The organism is Pseudomonas sp. MPDS (assembly GCF_013283895.1).
In the GTDB taxonomy this organism is placed as follows: Bacteria; Pseudomonadota; Gammaproteobacteria; order Pseudomonadales; family Pseudomonadaceae; genus Aquipseudomonas; species Aquipseudomonas rhizophila.
Genome location: NZ_CP054128.1, coordinates 4092786 through 4114358 on the forward strand (window position 1 = coordinate 4092786; position 21573 = coordinate 4114358).

18 protein-coding genes are annotated in these 21573 nt (G+C 61.8%); 9 read left to right on the forward strand and 9 right to left on the reverse strand.

What is annotated here, in order from left to right:
* The first annotated feature begins 1 nt into the window (after window position 1).
* From nuoK to HQ912_RS18035, 6 genes are all read left to right on the forward strand, one after another.
* Window positions 2-310 carry an NADH-quinone oxidoreductase subunit NuoK gene (gene nuoK / locus HQ912_RS18010; RefSeq protein ID WP_044463936.1) on the forward strand — a complete coding sequence of 103 codons (309 nt, stop codon included), beginning with the start codon at window positions 2-4 and terminating at the stop codon, window positions 308-310.
* Window positions 307-2160, forward strand: a complete 1854-nt coding sequence (nuoL, locus tag HQ912_RS18015) for an NADH-quinone oxidoreductase subunit L (protein WP_173407112.1) — start codon at window positions 307-309, stop codon at window positions 2158-2160. The genes nuoK and nuoL overlap by 4 nt, the downstream gene beginning before the upstream one ends.
* A gap of 39 nt (window positions 2161-2199) precedes the next feature.
* Window positions 2200-3732: an NADH-quinone oxidoreductase subunit M gene (gene nuoM, locus HQ912_RS18020; protein ID WP_047227741.1), complete on the forward strand. Its 1533-nt coding sequence runs from the start codon at window positions 2200-2202 to the stop codon at window positions 3730-3732.
* Between the two features lie 7 nt (window positions 3733-3739).
* Entirely contained in the window at window positions 3740-5203 is a 1464-nt protein-coding gene (gene nuoN, locus HQ912_RS18025) for an NADH-quinone oxidoreductase subunit NuoN (RefSeq protein WP_047227742.1), read from the forward strand.
* 128 nt (window positions 5204-5331) lie between these two features.
* Complete coding sequence (locus HQ912_RS18030) at window positions 5332-6435, forward strand: NAD(P)/FAD-dependent oxidoreductase (protein WP_047227743.1); 1104 nt, start codon at window positions 5332-5334, stop codon at window positions 6433-6435.
* A gap of 201 nt (window positions 6436-6636) precedes the next feature.
* On the forward strand, window positions 6637-7113 hold the full coding sequence (locus HQ912_RS18035) for a hemerythrin domain-containing protein (RefSeq protein WP_047227744.1): 477 nt from the start codon (window positions 6637-6639) through the stop codon (window positions 7111-7113).
* 55 nt (window positions 7114-7168) lie between these two features.
* Here the strand turns inward: HQ912_RS18035 and HQ912_RS18040 are convergent, their stop codons facing one another.
* From HQ912_RS18040 to HQ912_RS18070, 7 genes are all read right to left on the reverse strand, one after another.
* Window positions 7169-8047: a LysR family transcriptional regulator gene (locus HQ912_RS18040; protein WP_047227745.1), complete on the reverse strand. Its 879-nt coding sequence runs from the start codon at window positions 8045-8047 to the stop codon at window positions 7169-7171.
* 250 nt (window positions 8048-8297) lie between these two features.
* Window positions 8298-8933: an isochorismate family cysteine hydrolase YcaC gene (ycaC, locus tag HQ912_RS18045; RefSeq protein WP_076385491.1), complete on the reverse strand. Its 636-nt coding sequence runs from the start codon at window positions 8931-8933 to the stop codon at window positions 8298-8300.
* Window positions 8934-8991: 58 nt separating this feature from the next.
* Window positions 8992-10830, reverse strand: coding sequence for an amidohydrolase (locus tag HQ912_RS18050; protein WP_047229368.1), 1839 nt, complete (start codon window positions 10828-10830; stop codon window positions 8992-8994).
* Window positions 10831-10975: 145 nt separating this feature from the next.
* Window positions 10976-11602: an antibiotic biosynthesis monooxygenase gene (locus tag HQ912_RS18055; protein WP_047229367.1), complete on the reverse strand. Its 627-nt coding sequence runs from the start codon at window positions 11600-11602 to the stop codon at window positions 10976-10978.
* Entirely contained in the window at window positions 11595-12008 is a 414-nt protein-coding gene (locus tag HQ912_RS18060; protein ID WP_139050656.1) for a DoxX family protein, read from the reverse strand. The genes HQ912_RS18055 and HQ912_RS18060 overlap by 8 nt, the downstream gene beginning before the upstream one ends.
* Window positions 12005-12952, reverse strand: a complete 948-nt coding sequence (locus HQ912_RS18065) for a LysR family transcriptional regulator (RefSeq protein ID WP_173407113.1) — start codon at window positions 12950-12952, stop codon at window positions 12005-12007. Before HQ912_RS18065 ends, HQ912_RS18060 begins: the two co-directional genes overlap by 4 nt.
* Before the next feature lie 132 nt (window positions 12953-13084).
* Entirely contained in the window at window positions 13085-13906 is an 822-nt protein-coding gene (locus HQ912_RS18070) for an alpha/beta fold hydrolase (protein WP_047229364.1), read from the reverse strand.
* A gap of 380 nt (window positions 13907-14286) precedes the next feature.
* Between HQ912_RS18070 and HQ912_RS18075 the strand changes: the two genes are divergently transcribed.
* Window positions 14287-17097 (forward strand): ATP-binding protein, encoded by a 2811-nt coding sequence (locus HQ912_RS18075; protein ID WP_173407114.1) that lies wholly within the window; start codon window positions 14287-14289, stop codon window positions 17095-17097.
* Here HQ912_RS18075 and HQ912_RS18080 read toward each other — a convergent pair.
* On the reverse strand, window positions 17044-18522 hold the full coding sequence (locus tag HQ912_RS18080) for an ATP-binding protein (RefSeq protein WP_076385494.1): 1479 nt from the start codon (window positions 18520-18522) through the stop codon (window positions 17044-17046). The genes HQ912_RS18075 and HQ912_RS18080 overlap by 54 nt on opposite strands.
* A 183-nt stretch (window positions 18523-18705) precedes the next feature.
* Window positions 18706-19656: a GlxA family transcriptional regulator gene (locus HQ912_RS18085; RefSeq protein ID WP_076385495.1), complete on the reverse strand. Its 951-nt coding sequence runs from the start codon at window positions 19654-19656 to the stop codon at window positions 18706-18708.
* Window positions 19657-19976: 320 nt separating this feature from the next.
* Between HQ912_RS18085 and HQ912_RS18090 the strand changes: the two genes are divergently transcribed.
* Together HQ912_RS18090 and HQ912_RS27870 are read left to right on the forward strand one after the other, a co-directional pair.
* Window positions 19977-20699 (forward strand): pirin family protein, encoded by a 723-nt coding sequence (locus HQ912_RS18090; RefSeq protein ID WP_047229360.1) that lies wholly within the window; start codon window positions 19977-19979, stop codon window positions 20697-20699.
* A 691-nt stretch (window positions 20700-21390) separates the two neighbouring features.
* Window positions 21391-21570, forward strand: a complete 180-nt coding sequence (locus HQ912_RS27870; protein ID WP_240539570.1) for a hypothetical protein — start codon at window positions 21391-21393, stop codon at window positions 21568-21570.
* The last annotated feature ends 3 nt before the right edge of the window (window positions 21571-21573 follow it).

Sequence of the window (21573 nt, forward strand, 5' to 3'; positions counted from 1 at the left end):
CATGCCTGCTATCCCTCTCGAGCATGGTCTGGCGGTTGCCGGCATCCTGTTCTGCCTCGGTCTGGTCGGCCTGATGGTCCGCCGCAACATTCTGTTCGTGCTGATGAGCCTGGAGGTCATGATGAATGCCTCCGCCCTGGCCTTCATCGTCGCGGGCGCTCGCTGGGCGCAGCCGGATGGACAAGTCATGTTCATCCTGGTGATCAGCCTGGCAGCCGCTGAGGCCAGTATCGGCCTGGCGATTCTGTTGCAGCTGTATCGCCGCTTCCACACTCTCGATATCGACGCTGCCAGCGAGATGCGCGGATGAACCTACTCTTTCTGACTTTCGTATTTCCCCTCATCGGTTTCCTGCTGCTGTCGTTCTCTCGTGGACGCTGGTCGGAAAACCTTTCGGCGCTGGTTGGCGTGGGGTCCATCGGCCTGTCTGCCATCGTCACGGCCTACGTGATCTGGCAGTTCAACGTCGCCCCGCCTGAAGGTGGCGCGTACGTGCAGGTGCTGTGGCAGTGGATGGCGGTGGAAGGCTTCACGCCGAACTTCGCCCTGTACCTGGATGGCCTGTCGGTGACCATGCTGGGCGTGGTGGTCGGCGTGGGTTTCCTGATCCACCTGTTCGCCTCCTGGTACATGCGCGGCGAAGCCGGTTACTCGCGCTTCTTCGCCTACACCAACCTGTTCATCGCCAGCATGCTGTTCCTGGTGCTCGGCGATAACCTGCTGTTCCTGTACTTCGGCTGGGAAGGCGTGGGCCTGTGCTCGTACCTGTTGATCGGTTTCTACTACAGCAACCGCAACAACGGTAACGCGGCGCTCAAGGCGTTCATCGTGACCCGGATCGGCGACGTGTTCATGGCCATCGGCCTGTTCATCCTGTTCCAGCAACTGGGCACCCTGAACATCCAGGAGCTGCTGGTACGTGCTCCGCAGCACTTCCAGGCCGGCGACTTCTGGATCGTCCTGGCGACCCTGATGCTGCTGGGCGGCGCTGTCGGTAAATCCGCGCAACTGCCGTTGCAGACCTGGCTGGCGGATGCGATGGCTGGTCCTACCCCGGTTTCGGCACTGATCCACGCCGCAACCATGGTGACCGCCGGTGTCTACTTGATCGCCCGTACCAACGGCCTGTTCGCCCTGGCGCCAGACATCCTGCACCTGGTCGGCATCGTCGGTGGCGTGACATTGGTGCTGGCCGGTTTCGCAGCCCTGGTCCAGACCGACATCAAGCGTATCCTCGCCTACTCGACCATGAGCCAGATCGGCTACATGTTCCTGGCCCTGGGCGTCGGCGCCTGGGAAGGCGCGATCTTCCACCTGATGACCCACGCCTTCTTCAAGGCGCTGCTGTTCCTTGCTTCCGGTGCGGTGATCGTTGCCTGCCACCACGAGCAGAACATCTTCAAGATGGGCGGCCTGTGGAAGAAACTGCCACTGGCCTACGCCAGCTTCATCGTCGGCGGCGCGGCCCTGGCGGCCCTGCCACTGGTCACCGCCGGTTTCTACTCCAAGGACGAGATCCTCTGGGAAGCGTTCGCCAGCGGCAACCAGGGTCTGCTCTATGCCGGCCTGGTGGGTGCGTTCATGACCTCGCTGTACACCTTCCGCCTGATCTTCATCGCGTTCCACGGTGAAGCCAAGACCGAAGCCCACGCTGGCCACGGCATTGCCCACTGGCTGCCACTGTCGGTGCTGATCGTGCTGTCGACCTTCGTCGGCGCCCTGATCACGCCACCGCTGGCCGATGTCCTGCCGCAAAGCGTCGGCCATGCCGGCGGCGACGCCAAGCACAGCCTGGAAATCGCTTCGGGCGCCATTGCCCTGGCCGGTATCCTGCTGGCCGCCCTGCTGTTCCTGGGCAAGCGTCGCTTCGTCACGGCGATCGCCAACAGCGGCATCGGGCGATTCCTTTCGGCCTGGTGGTTCGCTGCCTGGGGCTTCGACTGGATCTACGACAAACTGTTCGTCAAGCCATACCTTGCGATCAGCCACATTCTGCGCAAAGACCCGCTCGACCAGACCATTGGCCTGATCCCGCGCATGGCCAAGGGCGGCCACACTGCCCTGAGCCGTACCGAGACCGGTCAACTGCGTTGGTATGCGGCTTCCATGGCGGCTGGCGCCGTGCTGGTTATCGGCGCCATCGTGCTGGTAGCGGTCTGATATGAACCTTGCGAACTTGCGAAAGGAAACGAGCCCGTCATGATTCTGCCCTGGCTAATCCTGATCCCCTTCATCGGCGGCCTGCTGTGCTGGATGGCGGAGCGTTCAAGCTCCACCCTCCCGCGCTGGATTGCGCTGCTGACCATGTCCCTGGAACTCGCACTCGGCCTCTGGCTCTGGGCGACCGGCGACTATTCATTTGCTCCGGCCCCTGGCGCCGATCCAACCTGGGCGCTTGAGTTCAAGCACATCTGGATCGAACGCTTCGGTATCAGCGTGCATCTGGCTCTCGACGGCCTGTCGCTGCTGATGATCCTGCTGACCGGCCTGCTGGGTATCCTCTCGGTCCTGTGCTCCTGGAAAGAGATCCAGCGTCACGTCGGTTTCTTCCACCTGAACCTGATGTGGATCCTGGGCGGTGTCGTCGGCGTGTTCCTGGCGCTGGACCTGTTCATGTTCTTCTTCTTCTGGGAAATGATGCTGGTGCCGATGTACTTCCTCATCGCGCTCTGGGGTCACAGTTCTTCGGACGGCAAGAAAACCCGGATCTACGCGGCGACCAAGTTCTTCATCTTCACCCAGGCTTCCGGCCTGATCATGCTGGTGGCGATCCTTGGCCTGGTGCTGGTCAACTTCAACAACACCGGCGTGATTACCTTCAACTACGCCGACCTGTTGAAAGTGCAGATGTCGCGCACCACCGAGTACGTGCTGATGCTGGGCTTCTTCATCGCCTTCGCGGTGAAGCTGCCGGTGGTGCCGTTCCACTCCTGGCTGCCGGACGCCCACGCCCAGGCGCCGACCGCAGGTTCCGTGGACCTGGCCGGTATCCTGCTCAAAACCGCCGCCTACGGCCTGCTGCGCTTCGCCCTGCCGCTGTTCCCCAATGCCTCGGCCGAGTTCGCGCCGATTGCCATGACCCTGGGTCTGATCGGGATTTTCTACGGTGCGTTCCTGGCGTTCGCCCAGACCGACATCAAGCGCCTGATCGCCTTCTCCAGTGTTTCGCACATGGGCTTTGTGCTGATCGGGATCTACTCCGGCAGCCAGTTGGCCCTGCAAGGCGCGGTGATCCAGATGCTGGCCCACGGCCTGTCGGCTGCGGCACTGTTTATCCTCAGCGGCCAGTTGTACGAGCGTCTGCACACTCGGGACATGCGTGAGATGGGCGGTATCTGGTCGCGCATCGCTTACCTGCCGGCCATCAGTCTGTTCTTCGCCGCGGCGTCCCTGGGCCTGCCGGGCACCGGTAACTTCGTCGGCGAGTTCCTGATCCTGATCGGCTCGTTCGTCAGCGCTCCGTGGATCACCGCCATCGCCACCTCTGGCCTGGTGTTCGGTTCGGTCTACTCGCTGATCATGATCCACCGCGCCTACTTCGGCCCGACCAAGTCGGATGAAGTGCTGCGCGGCATGGACGGTCGCGAACTGATCATGGTGCTCGGCCTTGCGGTGCTGCTGGTTTACCTCGGCGTCTACCCGCAACCGTTCCTCGACACCTCTGCCGCCACGATGCATGGCGTGCAGCAGTGGCTCGGCACCGCCTTCTCTCAACTCGCTTCGGCCCGGTAAGAGCGCTATGGAATTCACGATTCAACACTTTATCGCGCTTGCGCCGCTGTTGATCACCAGCGCCACGATCATCGTGGTGATGCTGGCGATCGCCTGGCGGCGCAATCACTCACAGACCTTCCTGCTGTCGGTGGCGGGGCTGAACCTGGCCCTACTGTCGATTCTGCCGGCCCTGAAAGTCGCGCCGCTGGCGGTCACCCCGCTGTTGCAGATCGACAGCTTCGCCTGCCTGTACATGGCGCTGATCCTGGTCGCCACCCTCGCCTGCGTCACCCTCGCCCACGCCTACCTCGGCGATGGCGGTACGGGTTACCCGGGCAACCGTGAAGAACTGTACCTGCTGATCCTGATGGCCGCCGCCGGTGGCCTGGTCCTGGTCAGCGCGCAGCACCTGGCCAGCCTGTTCATCGGTCTGGAGCTGCTGTCGGTGCCGGTCTACGGTCTGGTGGCCTATGCCTTCTTCAACAAGCGCTCCCTGGAAGCGGGCATCAAATACATGGTGCTGTCGGCCGCCGGTTCCGCGTTCCTGTTGTTCGGCATGGCCCTGCTCTACGCCGAAGCCGGCACCCTGAGCTTCGTCGGCATCGGTCAGGCCCTGGCGGCCACCGGCCTGCCTAGCCCGATCGCGCAACTGGGCCTGGGCATGATGCTGATCGGCCTGGCGTTCAAGCTGTCGCTGGTGCCTTTCCACCTCTGGACCCCGGACGTCTACGAAGGCGCCCCGGCGCCGGTGGCGGCGTTCCTGGCCACCGCGTCGAAAGTCGCAGTGTTCGCGGTGATGGTGCGGTTGTTCCAGATCTCGCCAGTGGCCAGCAGCGGTGTGCTGAGTGACGTGCTGACCATCATTGCCATCGCGTCGATTCTGTTCGGTAACCTGCTGGCGCTGACCCAGAGCAACCTCAAGCGTCTGCTGGGTTACTCGTCCATCGCCCACTTCGGTTACCTGCTGATCGCGCTGATCGCCAGCAAGGGCCTGGCGGTGGAAGCCATCGGCGTGTACCTGGTCACCTACGTGATCACCAGCCTCGGCGCGTTCGGCGTGATCACCCTGATGTCCTCGCCGTACAACGGCCGTGACGCCGACGCTCTGTACGAATACCGCGGCCTGTTCTGGCGCCGTCCGTACCTGACCGCCGTGCTGACTGTGATGATGCTGTCCCTGGCCGGCATCCCGCTGACCGCAGGCTTCATCGGCAAGTTCTACATCATTGCCACCGGCGTCGAGGCTCACCAATGGTGGCTGGTCGGCTCCCTGGTGCTGGGCAGTGCCATCGGCGTGTTCTACTACCTGCGCGTGATGGTCACCCTGTACCTGATGGAACCGAACCTGCGTCGCCACGATGCCGAGTTGCACTGGGAACAGAAGGCAGGCGGCGTGATGCTGCTGGCTATCGCCGTACTGGCGTTCTTCCTCGGTGTGTACCCGCAGCCGTTGCTGACCCTGGTTCAGCAGGCCGGCCTGACGGGTTGATCACCCGAACGCTGTAGCATCAAAAAATGCCCGTATCGCTTGATACGGGCATTTTTTTGGGCTGTAGAAGTCGCCTACCTCGGGCTATCCTGAGGCGCTTGAACATACGACTCCAAGAGGGAAAGGCTTTGGGCATGGACATCGATTGCGTGGTGGTGGGCGCTGGCGTGGTCGGGCTCGCCGTGGCTCGGGAACTGGCCCAGGCCGGTCACGACGTCCTGTTGATCGAAGCCGGCGAAGCCATTGGCATGGGCACCAGCTCGCGCAATTCCGAAGTCATCCATGCCGGCATTTATTACCCTCCGGGAAGCCTCAAGGCGCAACTATGCGTCGAGGGTCGCCAGCGGTTGTACGCGTATTGCGCGAGTCATGGGGTCGCGACCCACAGGCTTGGCAAATTGATCGTTGCCAAGGATCAGTTTCAGGTGGAGGGTCTCAAGGCCTTGCTTGAGCGAGGATTGAAGAACGGTGTCGACGACCTGCGTCTGCTCGATCAGCAGCAGGCGCTGGAGCTGGAGCCCGCTCTGGCGTGCGTGGCCGCGCTGTATTCGCCTTCCACCGGTATCGTCGACGCGCACGCACTGATGCTGGCCTTGCAGGGGGATGCCGAAGCGGCCGGTGCCGACATCGTATTTCACACGCCCTTGCTGAGGGCACGGACCATCACCGGAGGTTTCATGCTGGAGCTGGGTGGTACGGCGCAGATGAGCGTGTCCTGCCGCCGACTGATCAACGCCGCCGGCCTCCAGGCGCCCGCCCTCGCCCGCCGTATCGAAGGCTTGGCGCCGCACTCGGTGCCCCGCGATTATCTGTGCAAGGGCAACTACTTCAGCCTGACTGGACGCGCGCCTTTTCGACATCTGATCTACCCCGCTCCGGAAGCTGCCGGCTTGGGCATTCACATGACCCTGGACCTGGCGGGCCAGGCCCGATTCGGTCCGGACACCGAGTGGCTCGAGCGCGAGGACTACCGCGTGGACCCGGCCCGCGCCGAAGTTTTCTACCCGGCGATTCGCAATTATTGGCCGGGCTTGCCGGACCAAAGCCTGCAACCGGGCTATAGCGGCATCCGCCCGAAAATTTCCGGCCCCGACGAGCCGGCCCGGGACTTCCTCATCAGCAGCCCCGCCGAGCATCAGGTCCCGGGGCTGATCAATCTGTTCGGGATCGAATCGCCAGGGCTGACCTCCTGCTTGGCGCTCGCCGGGCGGGTGCGGCAACTGATCGTCTAGCGGAGGGGGCAGCGCAAAGTGCAATGCATTTTTCCATGCCCTCATGCAGGCTGCACGACCCGCAAAAAACAGGCCGATATAACCTGCTGTTTTAAAACGAGTTTATATAAATCATTGGCTGGCACGACTGATGCAATTTCCCTGTAACGCGGCGTTGGCGCTTGAAGCCGGCCCGCATCCGTGAATTGCCAGGAGCTACATATGAACGCCATCGACCTGTTGAAAGCCGACCATGAACGCGTCAAGGCCATCCTTGCCCAGCTGAGCGAATCAACCAGCCGGGGCATCAAGAAACGCACCGACCTGTTGGCGAAGCTGGAAATGGAAATCTCCATTCATACCCGACTGGAAGAAGAGATTCTCTATCCGGCCTACAAGCAGGCCGGCGGCAAGGAGCAGGCCGAGATGTACTACGAGGCCAAGGAAGAGCACCGCACCGTCGACTCGCTGGTGCTGCCGGACCTGAAGAACACCGACCCGTCCACCCCAGAATTTGCCGGCCGGGTGAAAGTGGTCAAAGAGTTGCTTGAGCACCATATCGAAGAAGAGGAAACCGAGATGTTCCCTCAAGCCAAAAAGCTGCTGGGCAAAGCGACGCTGGAGTCGTTGGGCGAGCAGATGGAAGCCATGAAGGCGCAGTACAAAAAAGAAATGAGCAGCTCCAGCCTGGCCGCTTGATCAGGCGCTGCCGATGCGTTCAGCCGTTTGCCACGGCTGAACGCAGCCGGGCAGCTCACTGCATCTGTTCTCGCAAGAACTCCAACAGCGCCTGCACCGGGCGCGAACTTTGCCGATGTTGCGGATAGACCGCCGACAGCGCCAAGGCCTCTGTCTCGAAGCCTTCGAGCACCTTGATCAATCGACCGTCCTTCAATGCCTCTCCGACAATGAACGTCGGCAGATACGTGATGCCCATGCCCGCGATAGCCGCGTCCCTGAGTAAATCGCCGTTATTGGCACGCATGCGTCCGGCGACCTCCAGGGTCAGCGGTTTGCTGCGTCCACCGAACCGCCATTGCACCTGACGGCTATGCCCATAGGGCAGGCAATCGTGATTGCGTAGGTCTTCGGGCCGTTCGGGCGTGCCGCGTTGCGCCAGGTAGGCGGGGCTGGCGCAGTACACTCGCTCGATGGTCGCGATACGCCGGGCGATCAACGTCGAATCCTCCAGCACGCCAATGCGCAGCGCGATGTCGTAGCCTTCCCCCAGCAGGTCAACCGAGCGATCACTCAAATCCACTTCGACACTCACCTCTTGGTGGCGCTGCAAGAACAGCGGTAACAGGCTGCCCAGGTGCGCGACCGCGAACGAAAGTGGTGCGCTAAGACGAATGGTGCCGCGAGGCTCGCTGGTCTGGCCGCTGATGCCCTGCTCCACCTGTTCGACTTCACTGAGCAGGCGCAGCGCTGCTTCGTAATAGCGCTGGCCCAGCGGTGTCACATCCAGCCGTCGTGTCGAGCGATTGAGCAAACGCACGCCCAGTCGTTGCTCCAGCTCCATGAGCTTGCGGCTGACGAACTGCTTGGACAGCCCGAGCTTTTCCGCCGCCGCGGTGAAACTGCCCGACTCCATGACCTGGGCAAAAATGCGCATTTCTTCGAAGGGGTTCATTGTCATTCCAGGGTGGACAGTCAGGATGTTCTGGTGGGTATTGTGGATAGGGTGAGACAGGTTGCATAGAGGGTGAAGGTGTAGCCGTCATCGCGAGCAAGCTTTGCTCCCACAAGGATCTTGTGGTCACCCTGAATAAATGTGGGAGCGAGCCTGCTCGCGATGACGGCCGATCAGCTTGCCTAAAAGTGGATGCCATGCACAAAAACGCCCGCACAAGGCGGGCGTCATCCAGCAGCAACCACTCAGCTTACTTGGCGGTCAGCGCCGAATAGCTGTTCATCAGGTTGCGGTAGTTGGGGATACGCTGGGACAGCAGATTGCCCAGGCCTTCGATGTCGTTGCGCCAGTCGCGGTGCAACTCACAGGCCACCGAGAACCAGTTCATCATCTGCGCGCCGGCAGCCGTCATGCGCACCCAGGCCGCCTGTTGCACGGTTTCGTTGAACGTACCCGAAGCGTCGGTGACGACAAACACTTCGAAACCTTCGGCCAATGCCGACAGCGTCGGGAATGCCACGCAGACGTCGGTTACCACGCCAGCGATGATCAGTTGCTTGCGGCCGGTGGCCTTGATCGCCTTGACGAAGTCTTCATTGTCCCAGGCGTTGATCTGGCCTGGGCGCGGAATGTACGGCGCGTCCGGGAACATTTCCTTGAGCTCTGGCACGATCGGACCGTTAGGGCCGTCTTCGAAGCTGGTGGTCAGGATGGTTGGCAGCCCGAAGAATTTCGCCAGGTCAGCCAGGGCCAGCACGTTGTTCTTGAACTCGTTGGGCGAGAAGTCCTGGACCAGGGAAATCAGACCCGTCTGGTGATCGACCAGCAGAACGACTGCGTCGTCCTTGTTCAGGCGATTGTAAGCGTAAGCAGGAACGTTGCTCATGGGATGACTCCTTTGGATGGATGTATTGAAAAACAATGTGGGAGAATCGGTGTGTCAGTCAAAAGGCAAAGCAGGAGCAGCCAAACGCGCCCCAGAAGCCCTGAAAATCGCTGACTGGAACGTTCGACAGCCGCGCCCGTTCATGGCTATGGGCGTGCACCGTGCACGGGCCGCTGCACTGGTGGACTTGCGCCTGCAACGGTGAAGTCGGACGCCAGTGGCCGGGCACCTTGACCACCGGCGACCAGTCCGGGAGTACCGGCACGCTGGCGGGGCCGAGTTTTTCGAAGTCGCCGGCGCCGTACACCACCTTGCCGTCGACCACTGTCAGCACCGACTCGATCCACTTGATGGCCTCTTCCTCGACGCTGAAGAAATCCGCGCTCAGTGCCGCCAGGTCCGCCAGTTGGCCGACCTTGATCTGGCCTTTCTTGCCCTGCTCCGAGGAGAACCAGGCGCTGCCATGGGTGAACAGTTCCAGCGCCGTCAGGCGCGGCAGGCCTTCTTCGTGCAACGAGAGGCCACCGACGGTGCGGCCGCTGACCATCCAGTACAGCGAGGTCCAGGGGTTGTAGCTCGACACCCGAGTAGCGTCGGTACCAGCCCCCACCGGCACGCCTTCGGCCAGCATGCGCTTGATCGGTGGCGTGGCCTCGGCGGCCTTGGCACCGTAGCGGTCGACGAAATATTCACCCTGGAAGGCCATGCGGTCCTGGATCGCGATACCGCCGCCCAGCGCTCGCACGCGTTCGATGTTCTTCGGTGTGATGGTCTCGGCGTGGTCGAAGAACCACGGCAGGCCGTTGAACGGAATGTCGCGGTTGACCTTCTCGAACACATCGAGCATGCGGCTGATGGATTCGTCATAGGTGGCATGCAGGCGGAACGGCCAGCGTTGCTCCACCAGGTGCCGAACCACCGGCTCCAGATCTTGCTCCATGCCCGGTGGCAGGTCCGGACGCGGTTCGAGGAAGTCTTCAAAATCCGCTGCCGAAAACACCAACATCTCACCGGCGCCGTTGTGCCGCAGGAAGTCATCGCCCTGGTGCAACTTGACGCTGCCGGTCCAGTTCTTGAAGTCGGTGAGTTCTTCCTTGGGTTTCTGGGTGAACAGGTTGTAGGCGATGCGCACCGTCAACTGCTGCTCGCGTGCCAACTGCTCGATCACCGCGTAATCATCCGGGTAATTCTGGAAGCCGCCGCCGGCATCGATGGCGCTGGTCAGGCCCAGGCGATTGAGTTCACGCATGAACTGGCGCGTGGAGTTGACCTGATACTCCAAAGGCAGCTTCGGCCCCTTGGCCAAAGTCGAGTAAAGGATCATTGCGTTGGGCCGCGCCACCAGCATGCCGGTGGGTTCGCCCTTGCTGTCGCGCACGATCTCGCCGCCCGGCGGGTTTGGCGTATCGCGGGTGTAGCCAGCCACTCGTAGCGCCGCGCGGTTGAGCAAGGCACGGTCATACAGGTGCAAGACGAATACCGGGGTGTCCGGGGCTGCCTGGTTGAGTTCTTCCAGAGTCGGCATGCGTTTTTCGGCAAACTGGAATTCGTTCCAGCCGCCCACCACCCGCACCCATTGCGGCGTCGGCGTGCGATCGGCCTGGTCCTTGAGCATGCGCAAGGCATCGGCCAGGGACGGCACGCCTTCCCAGCGCAGTTCCAGGTTGTAGTTCAGGCCACCACGGATCAGGTGCAAGTGCGAGTCGTTGAGCCCGGGAATGACGGTGCGGCCCTTGAGATCGATAACCTGGGTGCCGCTGCCGCGCAGGGCCATGGCCTCGGCGTCGGTCCCTACCGCGACGAAGCGCCCCTGGCTGATGGCGACCGCACTGGCGCGGGGCTTCTCACGGTCGACGGTATGGAACTGGCCATTGAATAGAATCAGATCGGCGTTCATCGGACTTCCTTTGGCGAAAAATGTGCAGGTGAATCAATCGGTGGTGGCATTTAGAAGGGGGCTGCTCCGCAGCCAGCGGGGATAAATCCCCTCGCCACAAAATCCCCTCGCCACAACAGTGTTTGTCACAACAGCTCGGCGCTGCTTAGGGCTCCAGGTGTTCGTGGGTTTGAGAGGCTTCTAGCCACGGCGCGAACAGGCGGGTGGCCAGCGGCATGCACACGTACACCACCGACAGCACGATGGTCAGGGTGATCAGGAATGTGGCGACTACGTAGTTGGAAAGAAATGCGTGAAGTTGCAGCACAGGCCCCCAGATCAGCGGTACCAGCAAGGTGTGGGGCAGGATGACCAACAGCGTCACCACCGCCTGTTTCCAGCGTGGCGGAGGAATGGCGGCATCGGCCAGCGGGGCGAACCAGAACTCCTTGTGGGGGGCGACTTCGGTCTGGTCGCCATCAGCCAGCAGCGGCGCGGCCTCTTCCACCAGCTCGCGGCGCTGGGGCGAATCCAGCCAGCGTTGCATCGCCTCGGTGGAGCAGAAACGCAGCACGCAGGTAAACAGCGACAACCCGCCCAGCTTGCCCCGCACCACATCCACACCCAAGTGCCCAGGCCACTGACCAGCCACCCGCACGGTGCGGCGCAACCAGGCCTCATAAGCCGCGTCCTGGCCGGACTTGATCCGGTGCTTGATCACCAGGGTGACGATTTCGTCGAAGCCGGGTTTTGCAGGGCCGCTGGTGGATTCAACGGTTTGAGGTTCAGACATGACGTAGCACTCCAACAAAACGCGTGTTCATCGCCAGGCGCCCAGGCCCGGCAATCAACACGCTGGTAAATACAATCAGCAGCAGCCAGCCGAACTGCCCTTCTTCCAGGGTCCACTGCGGGTGTACCACCACAAGTGCGACGGCCAGCAGAAACAGGATGGGCACGCACGCCAGACGCACGAGGACCCCGGCCATGATCAACAGGGGGCAAAGCACTTCGGCGAAAATCGCCAGCATCAGGGTGGGCGCGGCGCCCAGGTGAAACGGATCCTCGATGCGCGTCAGCTCAACGCTGTAATGCAACAGCTTGGGCAGACCGTGGACCCACAGTAAAAACAGCCCACCGCTCAGGCGCAGAAACAGCAAACCCAGATCCTGCAGGGAACGTTCGTGCACATTGCTCATCGCTGTACTCCATCCAGATCCGCATAGGCGGCGGCCGGTAACGCTTGAGACATGTGGGTGGCAATGCGCGAGCGCAGCCAGCGCTCGGCCGGATCGTTGTCATGCACACCGCTCCAAACCATCGACAACTCGGCGGCATTGATCTGGAACGGCGGATCCTCCGCGCGCAACGCGCAGCCTTCCACCAGCGCGCAGGCGGCGTAGTCAGGCACGGTGGCGATCAGTTCGGTGCCTGCCAGCAAGGCTCGCAGACCGCTGAACTGCGGCACCGCCAACACCACTTTGCGCGTTCGACCAATGCGGGCCAGGTCCAGGTCGATGTTGCCGCTCAGGTCGCCCGAAAACGAAACCATGGCATGGGGCCGCGCGCAGTATTCGTCCAGGGTCAGCGGCCCAGGGCGCTGGTCGCCGCGCAAGACCTTGCAGGGAATGTCGCGCAATTTCTTGCGCTTGGCATTGGCCGGCAGGTCGGTGGTGTAACTCACGCCGACGCTGATTTCACCACTGGCCAGCAGCGACGACATCAGCAGAAAATTGGCCCGGCGCACCACCACAATGATGCCGGGTGCTTCTTCGCGCAGTTGACTGAGCAAGGGTGGAAACAGGCCGAATTCGGCATCGTCGGACAAACCGATGCGGAATACGTCGCAACTGGTGGAGGGATCGAAAGCCTTGGCCCGGCTGACCGCGCCCGAGATCGTGTCCATGGCCGGCTGCAGTTCCTGCAGGATCGCCAGGGCCCGCGGCGTCGGCTCCATGCCGCGACCGTTGCGGATCAGCAGCGGATCGTCAAACAGATCCCGCAGCCGTCCCAGTGCAGCGCTTACCGCCGGCTGGCCCATGAACAGCTTTTCGGCGACACGGGTCAGGTTCTTCTCGAACATCAGCGCCTCGAAGATCACCAGCAGGTTCATGTCGAGGCGGCGTAAATCATTGCGGTTCATGGGTGTTGTTCCTGTTGAATACCGGTCCTGTGGGAGCGAGCCTGCTCGCGAATGTGGTAACACAGTCGACATAAGTGCCAGCTGACCCACCGCTTTCGCGAGCAGGCTCGCTCCCACAGGCTTGCGGCTTGGTCAACCCTGGATAAACGCCAGCAGGTCCGCGTTCAGGCGGTCCTTGTGGGTATCGGTCAGGCCATGCGGCGCGCCGGGGTAGATCAGCAACTGCGAGTTCTTGAGCAACTTGGCGGCGGCGATACCGGCGGTTTCGATGGGGACCACCTGATCATCATCTCCATGCACCACCAGGGTCGGCACATCGATATTGCGCAGGTCTTCGGACAGATCCGTCTCCGAGAACGCCTTGATGCAGTCGTAGGTGTTCTTGTGACCGGCGAGCATGCCCTGCATCCAGAACCAGTCGATCATGCCCTGGGAGACCTTGGCGCCCGGCCGATTGGCACCGAAGAACGAACTGGCCACATCTTTGTATAGCTGAGATCGGTCAGCCAGGGAGGCCTGGCGGAAACCGTCGAACACCTGCACGGGCAAGCCACCCGGGTTGGCCGGGGTCTTGAGCATCAACGGGGTCACCGCCGAAATCAGCCCGAGTTTGGCGACGCGGGCGGCACCATGACGACCCATGTAGCGGGCGACTTCGCCACCGCCGGTGGAGAAGCCCAGCAACACCGCTTCCTTGAGGTCCAACCGCTCGATCAGCTCGGCCAGGTCATCGGCATAGGTGTCCATGTCGTTGCCGTCCCAAGGCTGGCTGGAGCGCCCGTGCCCGCGGCGGTCATGGGCGATCACGCGGTAACCGTTGGACGCCAGGAACATCATCTGCGCCTCCCAACTGTCCGAGTTCAACGGCCAGCCGTGGCTGAAGACCACTGGTTGACCACTGCCCCAATCCTTGTAGTAAATCTCGGTGCCGTCGCGGGTGATGAAGGTGCTCATGACGTGACTCCTTGAGGTGGGTGGATTGCTCAATGGTCCGGTCAGAGGGGGCATTTGCGTGAGTTAAACGTTGTTAATTTTTTGGAACCGGCGTGTTAAGCCGCGATGAAGACGGCTTTTTTGTGGCGAGGGGATTTATCCCCGCTGGACTGCAAAGCAGTCCCGAGACTGACACCTGGGTGTGTCAGATTCATGGGGGATTGGGCTTTTGGGGCCGCTTCGCGACCCAGCGGGGATAAATCCCCTCGCCACAAGGTTCTAGCAACCAGAGGGTTGTGTGTTTGCCAGTGAGAAGGCCCTTCACCGTTGCGCTTGAAACAAAACCTGAGGAATATGCTCGGGAAAAGCCCCTGCACCGGGATCAGAACATTGAGAGCAACATGAGCCAATACCTCAACCTGCCTGTCGAACAGACGGTGCATTTCGGCCCCTACCGCGTCCATCCTCGCCAGCGGCTGGTGCTGGAGGCCGGGCAGCCGTTGCGCCTGGGACGCCGGGCAGTGGAGATCCTGCTGGTATTGCTCGAACACGCTGGAAACGTGGTGAGCAAGCACGAACTGATGGCCCGTGTCTGGCCCAAGAGCGTGGTGGAAGACACCAACCTGCGGGTGCACGTGGCGGCGCTGCGCAAGGCCCTGGGAGACGGCCAGTCCGGGCAGCGTTACATCATCACTGTGGCGCAGCGCGGTTACAGTTTCGTCGCACCGGTGTCCCTGGAGCCGGTCGAGCAACTGGCGCGCATCCCGCACCCTTCCCTGGCCCACAACCTGCCGCCGCGCCGCACCCGGCTGATCGGACGCCAGGGCCTGGTGGAAAACCTGGTGGCCCAGCTGCCGAGAAAACGTTTCATCACCCTGGTGGGGGCCGGCGGGATCGGCAAGACCACCGTCGCCTTGCGTGTCGCTGAGCGGTTGATCGGTCACTACCGCGACGGTGCCTACCTGCTGGACCTGGCGTCGCTCAACGATCCGTGCATGATTGCCCCAAACCTGTGTGCGCTGCTGGACCTGCCACTGCATGAAGGCGACCCGCTGGATGCCATCACCCGGCGACTCAAAGAGCGACACCTGCTGCTGGTCATCGATAACTGCGAGCACCTGATCGATGCCATCGCCCAGCTCAGTGAAACCCTGCTGCGCGGTGCGCCTCACTTGCACATCCTGGCCACCAGCCGCGAAGGTCTGCGGGCCGAAGGCGAGCACGTGCAGCATCTGGATTCCCTGGCGTTCCCCCCCCGGGAGATGCCCATCAAGGGGTATCCGGCCCTGGAGTTCCCGGCGCTGCAGTTGTTCGCCGAACGGGCAATGGCCAGTCATGACAGCTTCGAGCTGACGGATCAGGACATACCGCTGGTGGTCGACATCTGCCGTCGGCTGGACGGTATCCCCCTGGCCATCGAACTGGCCGCCGGTCAGATCGGGGTATTCGGACTGGAGGCACTTCACCGGCAACTGCAAGACAGCGTCGCCCTGCTCCACAACGACACCAACGTCGCCGCACCACGCCAGCAAACCCTGCGGGCCACGCTGGACTGGAGTTTTGCGCTGCTTACCGACTGCGAGCAAACCTGCCTGCGACGGCTGGCGGTGTTCATGGGCAGCTTCAATCTGGCGTCGGCCGCAGCGGTGATCGTGGGTCAACATATCGCGCCGGACCAGGTGCTGATGTCGGTCAGCCAGCTGGTCGCCAAATCGCTGCTCAACGTCGAGGTCGGCGATGAAGAGGTGCGTTATCGCCTGCTGGACACGACCCGCAGCTATGCCCTGGAAAAACTGACTGAAGCCGGGGAACTGGCTGCCAGCCACCAGCGTCACGCCGAGCGCTGCCTGACGCTGATGGAGCATGCCGAAAAAGACTGGGAAACGACCCCCACGCGGCAGTGGATCGCCCGCTACGCCCTCTATCGCGACGACATCCGTGCCGCGCTCGACCGGGGGCTGGGCCCGCAGGGGTCGCACGCGGTAGCGATCCGCCTGACTGCCCGCACCCTGCCCCTCTGGCAGGAGTTGTCGCTGCTCAGGGAGCACGGGCTTTACGTGAGCAAGGCGCGGGCGTTATTGCGCCACAGCCCCGTGCCGTGCCCACGACTGACCCTGGCCCTGGAACTGGCCCATGCCAGTTTCAATTACCATACCCAAGGCGGCACGCCTGCCACTGTCGAAGCCTTCATCACGGCCCGGGGCCTGGCGCAACAATGCCAGGACCTGGCTGGCGAGCTGCGAGCCGTGTCGGGGCTCATGACCGTCAACCTCAGCTGCGGCAACTACCAAGAGGCGCTGGAGCAAAGCCTGGATTTCGACCGACTGGGCATGCACGGCGACCCGACCCTGTCCTTGAGCACCCAACGCCTGCGGGTGCTGGCGCAGCATTTCACCGGCGACCAGACGGCCGCCCGGCGTGATGCCGAACAAGTGATCCAGCGCCTGGCCCAGAGCGGCCACCTCAGCCGTTTCTCCCACGGCTTCGGCGTGCAATACGATCAGAGCGTGGCGGCACTGACCGTGCTGGCGCGCATTCTCTGGCTGCAAGGCTTTGCCGAAAAAGCCCGGCGCACCGCCGATCTTGCGCTGCAGATTGCCTTGCAGATCAACCACGGCATCTCGATCTGCTACACCCTGGCGCTGAGCGGTTGTGTGATTGCGCACTACAACGGCGATCATTCACGCGCCCGGGAAAGGCTCGAACTGTTGAAGCACCAGGCGAAAAAACATTCGGTCATGCTGTTCCATGACTGGGCCAGCCTCTATGCCCGCGCTTTCGATGACGAAACCCTGGAAGCGAGTTCGACCAACGCCGGACTGATCCAGGACATCGTTGTCACCCTGCGCATCGATTGCGTCAACCAGGCACAGGTCGAACGCGCCCGCAACGGTGCGGCAGGCTGGTGTTCGGCGGAGATCCTGCGGGCCGATGCCGAAGCCCTGCTGGCGCAAAACGACCCCGCCCTTGAGCGCTGCGCCGAAGAGCAACTGCTGAGCGCCCTGACGGTGGCCCGGCGGCAAAATGCCTTGGCTTGGGAATTGCGCAGCGCCATGTCCCTGGCCCGGCTGTGGCAACGCCGGGGCATGGACCATGCCGCCCAGGATCTGCTCGGGCCGGTCTATCGTCGTTTCAGCGAAGGGTTCGACACCCCCGACCTACAGCAAGCTGGCGCGCTCCTGCAAAAACTGGCCCGACGGCTGGGGCCTTGAACGACGCACCTCCCAAGCTTCTTGCAACGCGTGGCGCCGACTGAAAACAGCCCACTGACCACTGCGCCGCAATTTTTCCAGGGCATAGGCGCGCGTGGTGTGGAGCAAGTGGAACCGAACCCCGTCCACGCACTGCTCAACCATGACCAGCGATTGGTTCGCCAGCCGTGACAGCAGACCAGGCAGTTGCCCTGCTTCCAGCTCGGCACAACTGATGACGGCCAGCGCAGCCTTGAGCGTAAACGGCCCATCGAAAACGGCCAGGCGCTGGAACACGGCTTGCTCATCGTCACTCAAACGCTCGAAACTCCAATCCAGCATGGCCTCCAGGCTTCGATGGCGCGCCACAGCCGTGCGGCGCCCATGGTTCAAGAGTGACAGCCCACAATCCAACTGTTCCAAGACCCCCGCCACGCCCAACACACCCACCTGGGCCGCCGCCAGTTCCAGCGCCAGCGGTAACCCGTCCAGGCGTTGGCATATCTGGACAATCACCGCCAGCTCACGGTCATTGGGCTCGAAACCCTGCTGCCGGGCAGCGACCTGATCGATCAACAACTGCACGGCCGGACACGCCAATATCTGGTGCGCCGGCTCACCGGGCGAGGCCACTGTCAGCCCCGGCAATTGTACGACGCGCTCATCCGTCAGACTCAAGGGCTCGCGGCTGCTGAACAACAGCGAGACCTGCGGGGCCGATACGCCCAACGCCCGGGCCAGGTCCCGGCAGGCGTCGAGCAGATGGTCGCCGCCATCGAGCACCAGCAAAACCCGCCAGGATTTCAGTTGCTGGCCCAAGGCGCCATGTCCCAGGCCCAGGGTGCGGGAAACCTGCCTCGTCACCTGCGACGGGTCGCTGATGGCGGACAGGTCCACAAACCAGGCACCGTGGTCAAAGTGTTCCAGCAACAGTTCGGCCACCCGCAGCACCACGGTGGTCTTGCCGACCCCACCCGGTCCGGTCACGGTGGTCAGGCGCTGACGGGGCACCTCGCTGAGCAACCGGCCCAGCACTTTGTCGCGACCGATCACCGGGCTCAGGCGCGCGGGCAGGTTGTGGCGCTCGATCGGCTGCTCGACGTCAGCATCCACGACCACGGGCGCGGCAAAGCAATAGCCCTGCCGGGGATGATTGAGGATGTAGCGCGCCCCCTGCGCCGCGTCACCGAAAGCCCGCCGCAGCGCCGCGATGTGCACCCGCAGGTTGATGTCTTCCACCACGCTGTCAGGCCAGACGCGCGCGATAAGCGCTTGCTTGCTGACGAAGTGACCGGCGTTCTCCAGCAACACTTGAAGAATGTCCAGGGCGCGACCGCCCAATACCAGGGGCTCGCCGTCACGCGTGACAAGTCGCTGCTGGCGATAAAAGCTAAACGGGCCGAAGCACACCGCCGGCTCGGTGTCGGGTCTGGCGAAACTGTTCATGGGCGATCCAGCGCCGGATAACCATCGCGGGCATGACACTACGGCGATCCGAACGCGTCTGCCCTGGCTCCTGCGCATCCTTTCCAGAGGGTTCGCGGTTATCTTGGCAGCCATCGCCCAGAGGACAATGCTGGCACAGGGCGCATCACGGACATTGCGGTGCCCTGGACGGACACCGACGGCTCAACTGAACTGCTGGCGGTATTGCACGGGGGTCAGGCCAAGCTTTTCACTGAACAGCAAGCGCATGTGCCGCACACTGCCGAAGCCGCTGCGAAACGCCACGGTCTTGAGGGGCAAATCCGTGGATTCCAGCAACTGGCGGGCGCGGTCGATGCGCGCGCCTTGCAGGAATTCCATGGGCGTCATCTTCACTTCGCGAACGAACATCCGGGCGAAATGGCGCGAACTCATGGCGGCGATCGCGGCCATGCGTTCGATGGTGAACGGTTCCTCCAGGTGCTCCATCACATGATGCTGCACCCGGGTAATGGCAGACTCTTGAGCCGCCACCGCCGCCACCAGCGGGCTGAACTGCGCCTGGCCGCCCTGGCGCTTCATCACCACCAGCAACACCTTGGCCACATCCAGCGCGACTTTACGACCGTGGTCCTGAGCGACGATGGACAGCGCCAGGTCGATGCCGGCGGTGACCCCACCGGACGTAAACAAGCGTCGATCCTGCAGGAATATTTTGTCGGTCTCCACCCGTGCCTTGGGGAAACGCTGAATCAGGCGTTCGGTGTAGTGCCAATGGGTGGTGACGCGATAGCCGTCAAGCAGCCCTGCCTCGCCTAGCACAAATACGCCGGTGCAAATGGAACCGTAGCGCGTGGCCCGCGGCGCTGCCGCGCGCAACCAGGTGTGCAATCCCGGATGCTGGTCGTTATAGGCGCCCGGGCCACCCGGCACCAGCAACACGTCATAGGCCGCCCAAGCCTGGTCGATGTGAATATCGGCCTGTACCGCCACGCCATTGGACGCTCGCAACGCGCCGCGCTCGGTTCCCAGGGTCAGCAATTGATAACGAAGATCGGGTTCAAGGTAACGATTGGCGATGGAAAACACTTCAAGAGGCCCGGCCATGTCGAGCAATAAAAAATCCGGGAACAGCACCATTGCAACGGTTTTCATCGAAAATACGCCAAAATATTCAGGACCTGCAGATGCCACTTGTGGGAGCGAGCCAGCTCACGATAGCGCACTGGCAACCAACAAAGGGCCAAGCTGAAGCGGCTCTACGCACACAGGTTCGCTCCCACAGGGTTGTGTAGCCTGCAAAACCAACATTATGTCGAAGCCACGTGCCTGCGGGTAGGCACTGCTTATTGTCCACTTAGAACGGACAGTATTTCGTTTTCCACCTGCTTATTGAACAATTCAATAACCATTAACCTTCTTCTGAACCTGGCGAACGCCCAACGCCGCCGCCCATACACATCAGGAGAGCTACCATGCTGACCCTTCGCAAAGCTTCAGACCGCGGCATAGCCCGCCACGGCTGGCTGACCTCGTTCCATACCTTTTCCTTTGCCAGCTACCGCAACGTCAATGAACAAGGCTTCTCCGACCTGCTGGTCATCAACGACGACCGGGTCGCAGCGGCCAAGGGCTTCGGCCAGCATCCTCATCGGGACATGGAGATTTTTTCCTATGTACTTGAAGGCGCGCTGGAGCATAAGGACACCTTGGGTACCGGCTCCGTCATTCGCCCCGGTGATGTGCAACTGATGAGCGCCGGCAGCGGTGTGGCCCATAGCGAGTTCAACCACAGCGCCGAGGAGCTGGTGCACTTCCTGCAGATCTGGATCGTGCCCAACGTCAGTGGCGCCACACCGCGCTATCAACAGGAGCACTTCAGCGCCGAACAGAAACGGGGTCGCCTGCAATTGATCATTTCCCCGGACGGCGCCAACGGCTCGCTCCAGGTGCGCCAGGACGCACGGGTCTATGCCGGGCTGTTCGACGGCAAGGAAAACGCTACCTTGACATTGGCGCCTGATCGTTATGCCTACGTGCATGTGGCCCGCGGCAGCATCGAGCTCAATGGGGTGCCGTTACAGGAAGGTGATGGCGTACGGGTGCGCGAGGAACAGCTGCTGACGTTGAGCAACGGTCAGGATGCCGAGGTCCTGGTGTTTGATCTGCGGCCACAGGAATTGCCGCAGATGCCATGAGGGCAGGTCCTGTTCGCGATAGCGGTTTCCCATCCAGCATTCTTGTTGAATGGAACACCTATATCGCGGGCAGGTTCTCCTTCCGCCGCTTCTCATTGCCCACCACCATACCAACCTCAGTAGCTCCATTCATATAGGGCCGCAGGCTCAGTTTGAAATGTTTAATCAAAACATTGATGAGCCACATAACGATGAAACAAGTACCGAAGCGTTGCGACATATCATTTGGCCATCTTTCATGCTGCTCAGGGGTATATAGCGAAAGCATCTTTAGAAAATTAAACTGCATGAGCTGAGTGAAACAAATAGTGCGAAGCGACAGTTCTTTCCGACCGGTGGTGCACTGTCCTTATTAAAACTACAATATCGTCTTAACGTTACTGGCTATCGAAATGATTTCAATTGGCCATCAATTATCCTCACTCAGTTAATCATGGAAGAAGTATGAAAACGGTTATGTCTCTCGCTGTGCTTTCCGTTGCCTGCTACGCAACAGCAGACGTTCAAAAAATTCAATATGCCTACGACGATTCGAAGGCCGAATACTCCATCGTCTCGTTTACCGAGAGCGGTTCGACCCTCCAGGTTACCGTCCAATTCGACCCTCCAGGTTACCGTCCAAAGAGCGGGTCCCTACTTCACCAACTACACAAAACTGGCACTCGACTGCGTTGACCACAATGTTCGGCACATGGGCATGTACAACAGCCTCGAAAGGCTGGAAAAAGCTCAGTTCGACCCGATGCAGGAGCGCATCGTCGCAGGCTCGATCGCCGATGAAGTGCGCAAAGTACTTTGCCGCGGCACAAGCATGACCGCCTCACAGGCCGACGAAGTACCTGCCAAGGTAAAAGCTGACGATAAAATCTGATCT

Excerpts from the sequence above, each read along its gene's own strand:
- nuoK (WP_044463936.1), top strand. The coding sequence starts at position 2 with ATGCCTGCTATCCCTCTCGAGCATGGTCTGGCGGTTGCCGGCATCCTG.
- nuoL (WP_173407112.1), top strand. The coding sequence starts at position 307 with ATGAACCTACTCTTTCTGACTTTCGTATTTCCCCTCATCGGTTTCCTG.
- nuoM (WP_047227741.1), top strand. The coding sequence starts at position 2,200 with ATGATTCTGCCCTGGCTAATCCTGATCCCCTTCATCGGCGGCCTGCTG.
- nuoN (WP_047227742.1), top strand. The coding sequence starts at position 3,740 with ATGGAATTCACGATTCAACACTTTATCGCGCTTGCGCCGCTGTTGATC.
- HQ912_RS18035 (WP_047227744.1), top strand. The coding sequence starts at position 6,637 with ATGAACGCCATCGACCTGTTGAAAGCCGACCATGAACGCGTCAAGGCC.
- HQ912_RS18040 (WP_047227745.1), bottom strand. The coding sequence starts at position 8,047 with ATGAACCCCTTCGAAGAAATGCGCATTTTTGCCCAGGTCATGGAGTCG.
- ycaC (WP_076385491.1), bottom strand. The coding sequence starts at position 8,933 with ATGAGCAACGTTCCTGCTTACGCTTACAATCGCCTGAACAAGGACGAC.
- HQ912_RS18050 (WP_047229368.1), bottom strand. The coding sequence starts at position 10,830 with ATGAACGCCGATCTGATTCTATTCAATGGCCAGTTCCATACCGTCGAC.
- HQ912_RS18055 (WP_047229367.1), bottom strand. The coding sequence starts at position 11,602 with ATGTCTGAACCTCAAACCGTTGAATCCACCAGCGGCCCTGCAAAACCC.
- HQ912_RS18060 (WP_139050656.1), bottom strand. The coding sequence starts at position 12,008 with ATGAGCAATGTGCACGAACGTTCCCTGCAGGATCTGGGTTTGCTGTTT.
- HQ912_RS18065 (WP_173407113.1), bottom strand. The coding sequence starts at position 12,952 with ATGAACCGCAATGATTTACGCCGCCTCGACATGAACCTGCTGGTGATC.
- HQ912_RS18070 (WP_047229364.1), bottom strand. The coding sequence starts at position 13,906 with ATGAGCACCTTCATCACCCGCGACGGCACCGAGATTTACTACAAGGAT.
- HQ912_RS18075 (WP_173407114.1), top strand. The coding sequence starts at position 14,287 with ATGAGCCAATACCTCAACCTGCCTGTCGAACAGACGGTGCATTTCGGC.
- HQ912_RS18080 (WP_076385494.1), bottom strand. The coding sequence starts at position 18,522 with ATGAACAGTTTCGCCAGACCCGACACCGAGCCGGCGGTGTGCTTCGGC.
- HQ912_RS18085 (WP_076385495.1), bottom strand. The coding sequence starts at position 19,656 with ATGAAAACCGTTGCAATGGTGCTGTTCCCGGATTTTTTATTGCTCGAC.
- HQ912_RS18090 (WP_047229360.1), top strand. The coding sequence starts at position 19,977 with ATGCTGACCCTTCGCAAAGCTTCAGACCGCGGCATAGCCCGCCACGGC.
- HQ912_RS27870 (WP_240539570.1), top strand. The coding sequence starts at position 21,391 with ATGGGCATGTACAACAGCCTCGAAAGGCTGGAAAAAGCTCAGTTCGAC.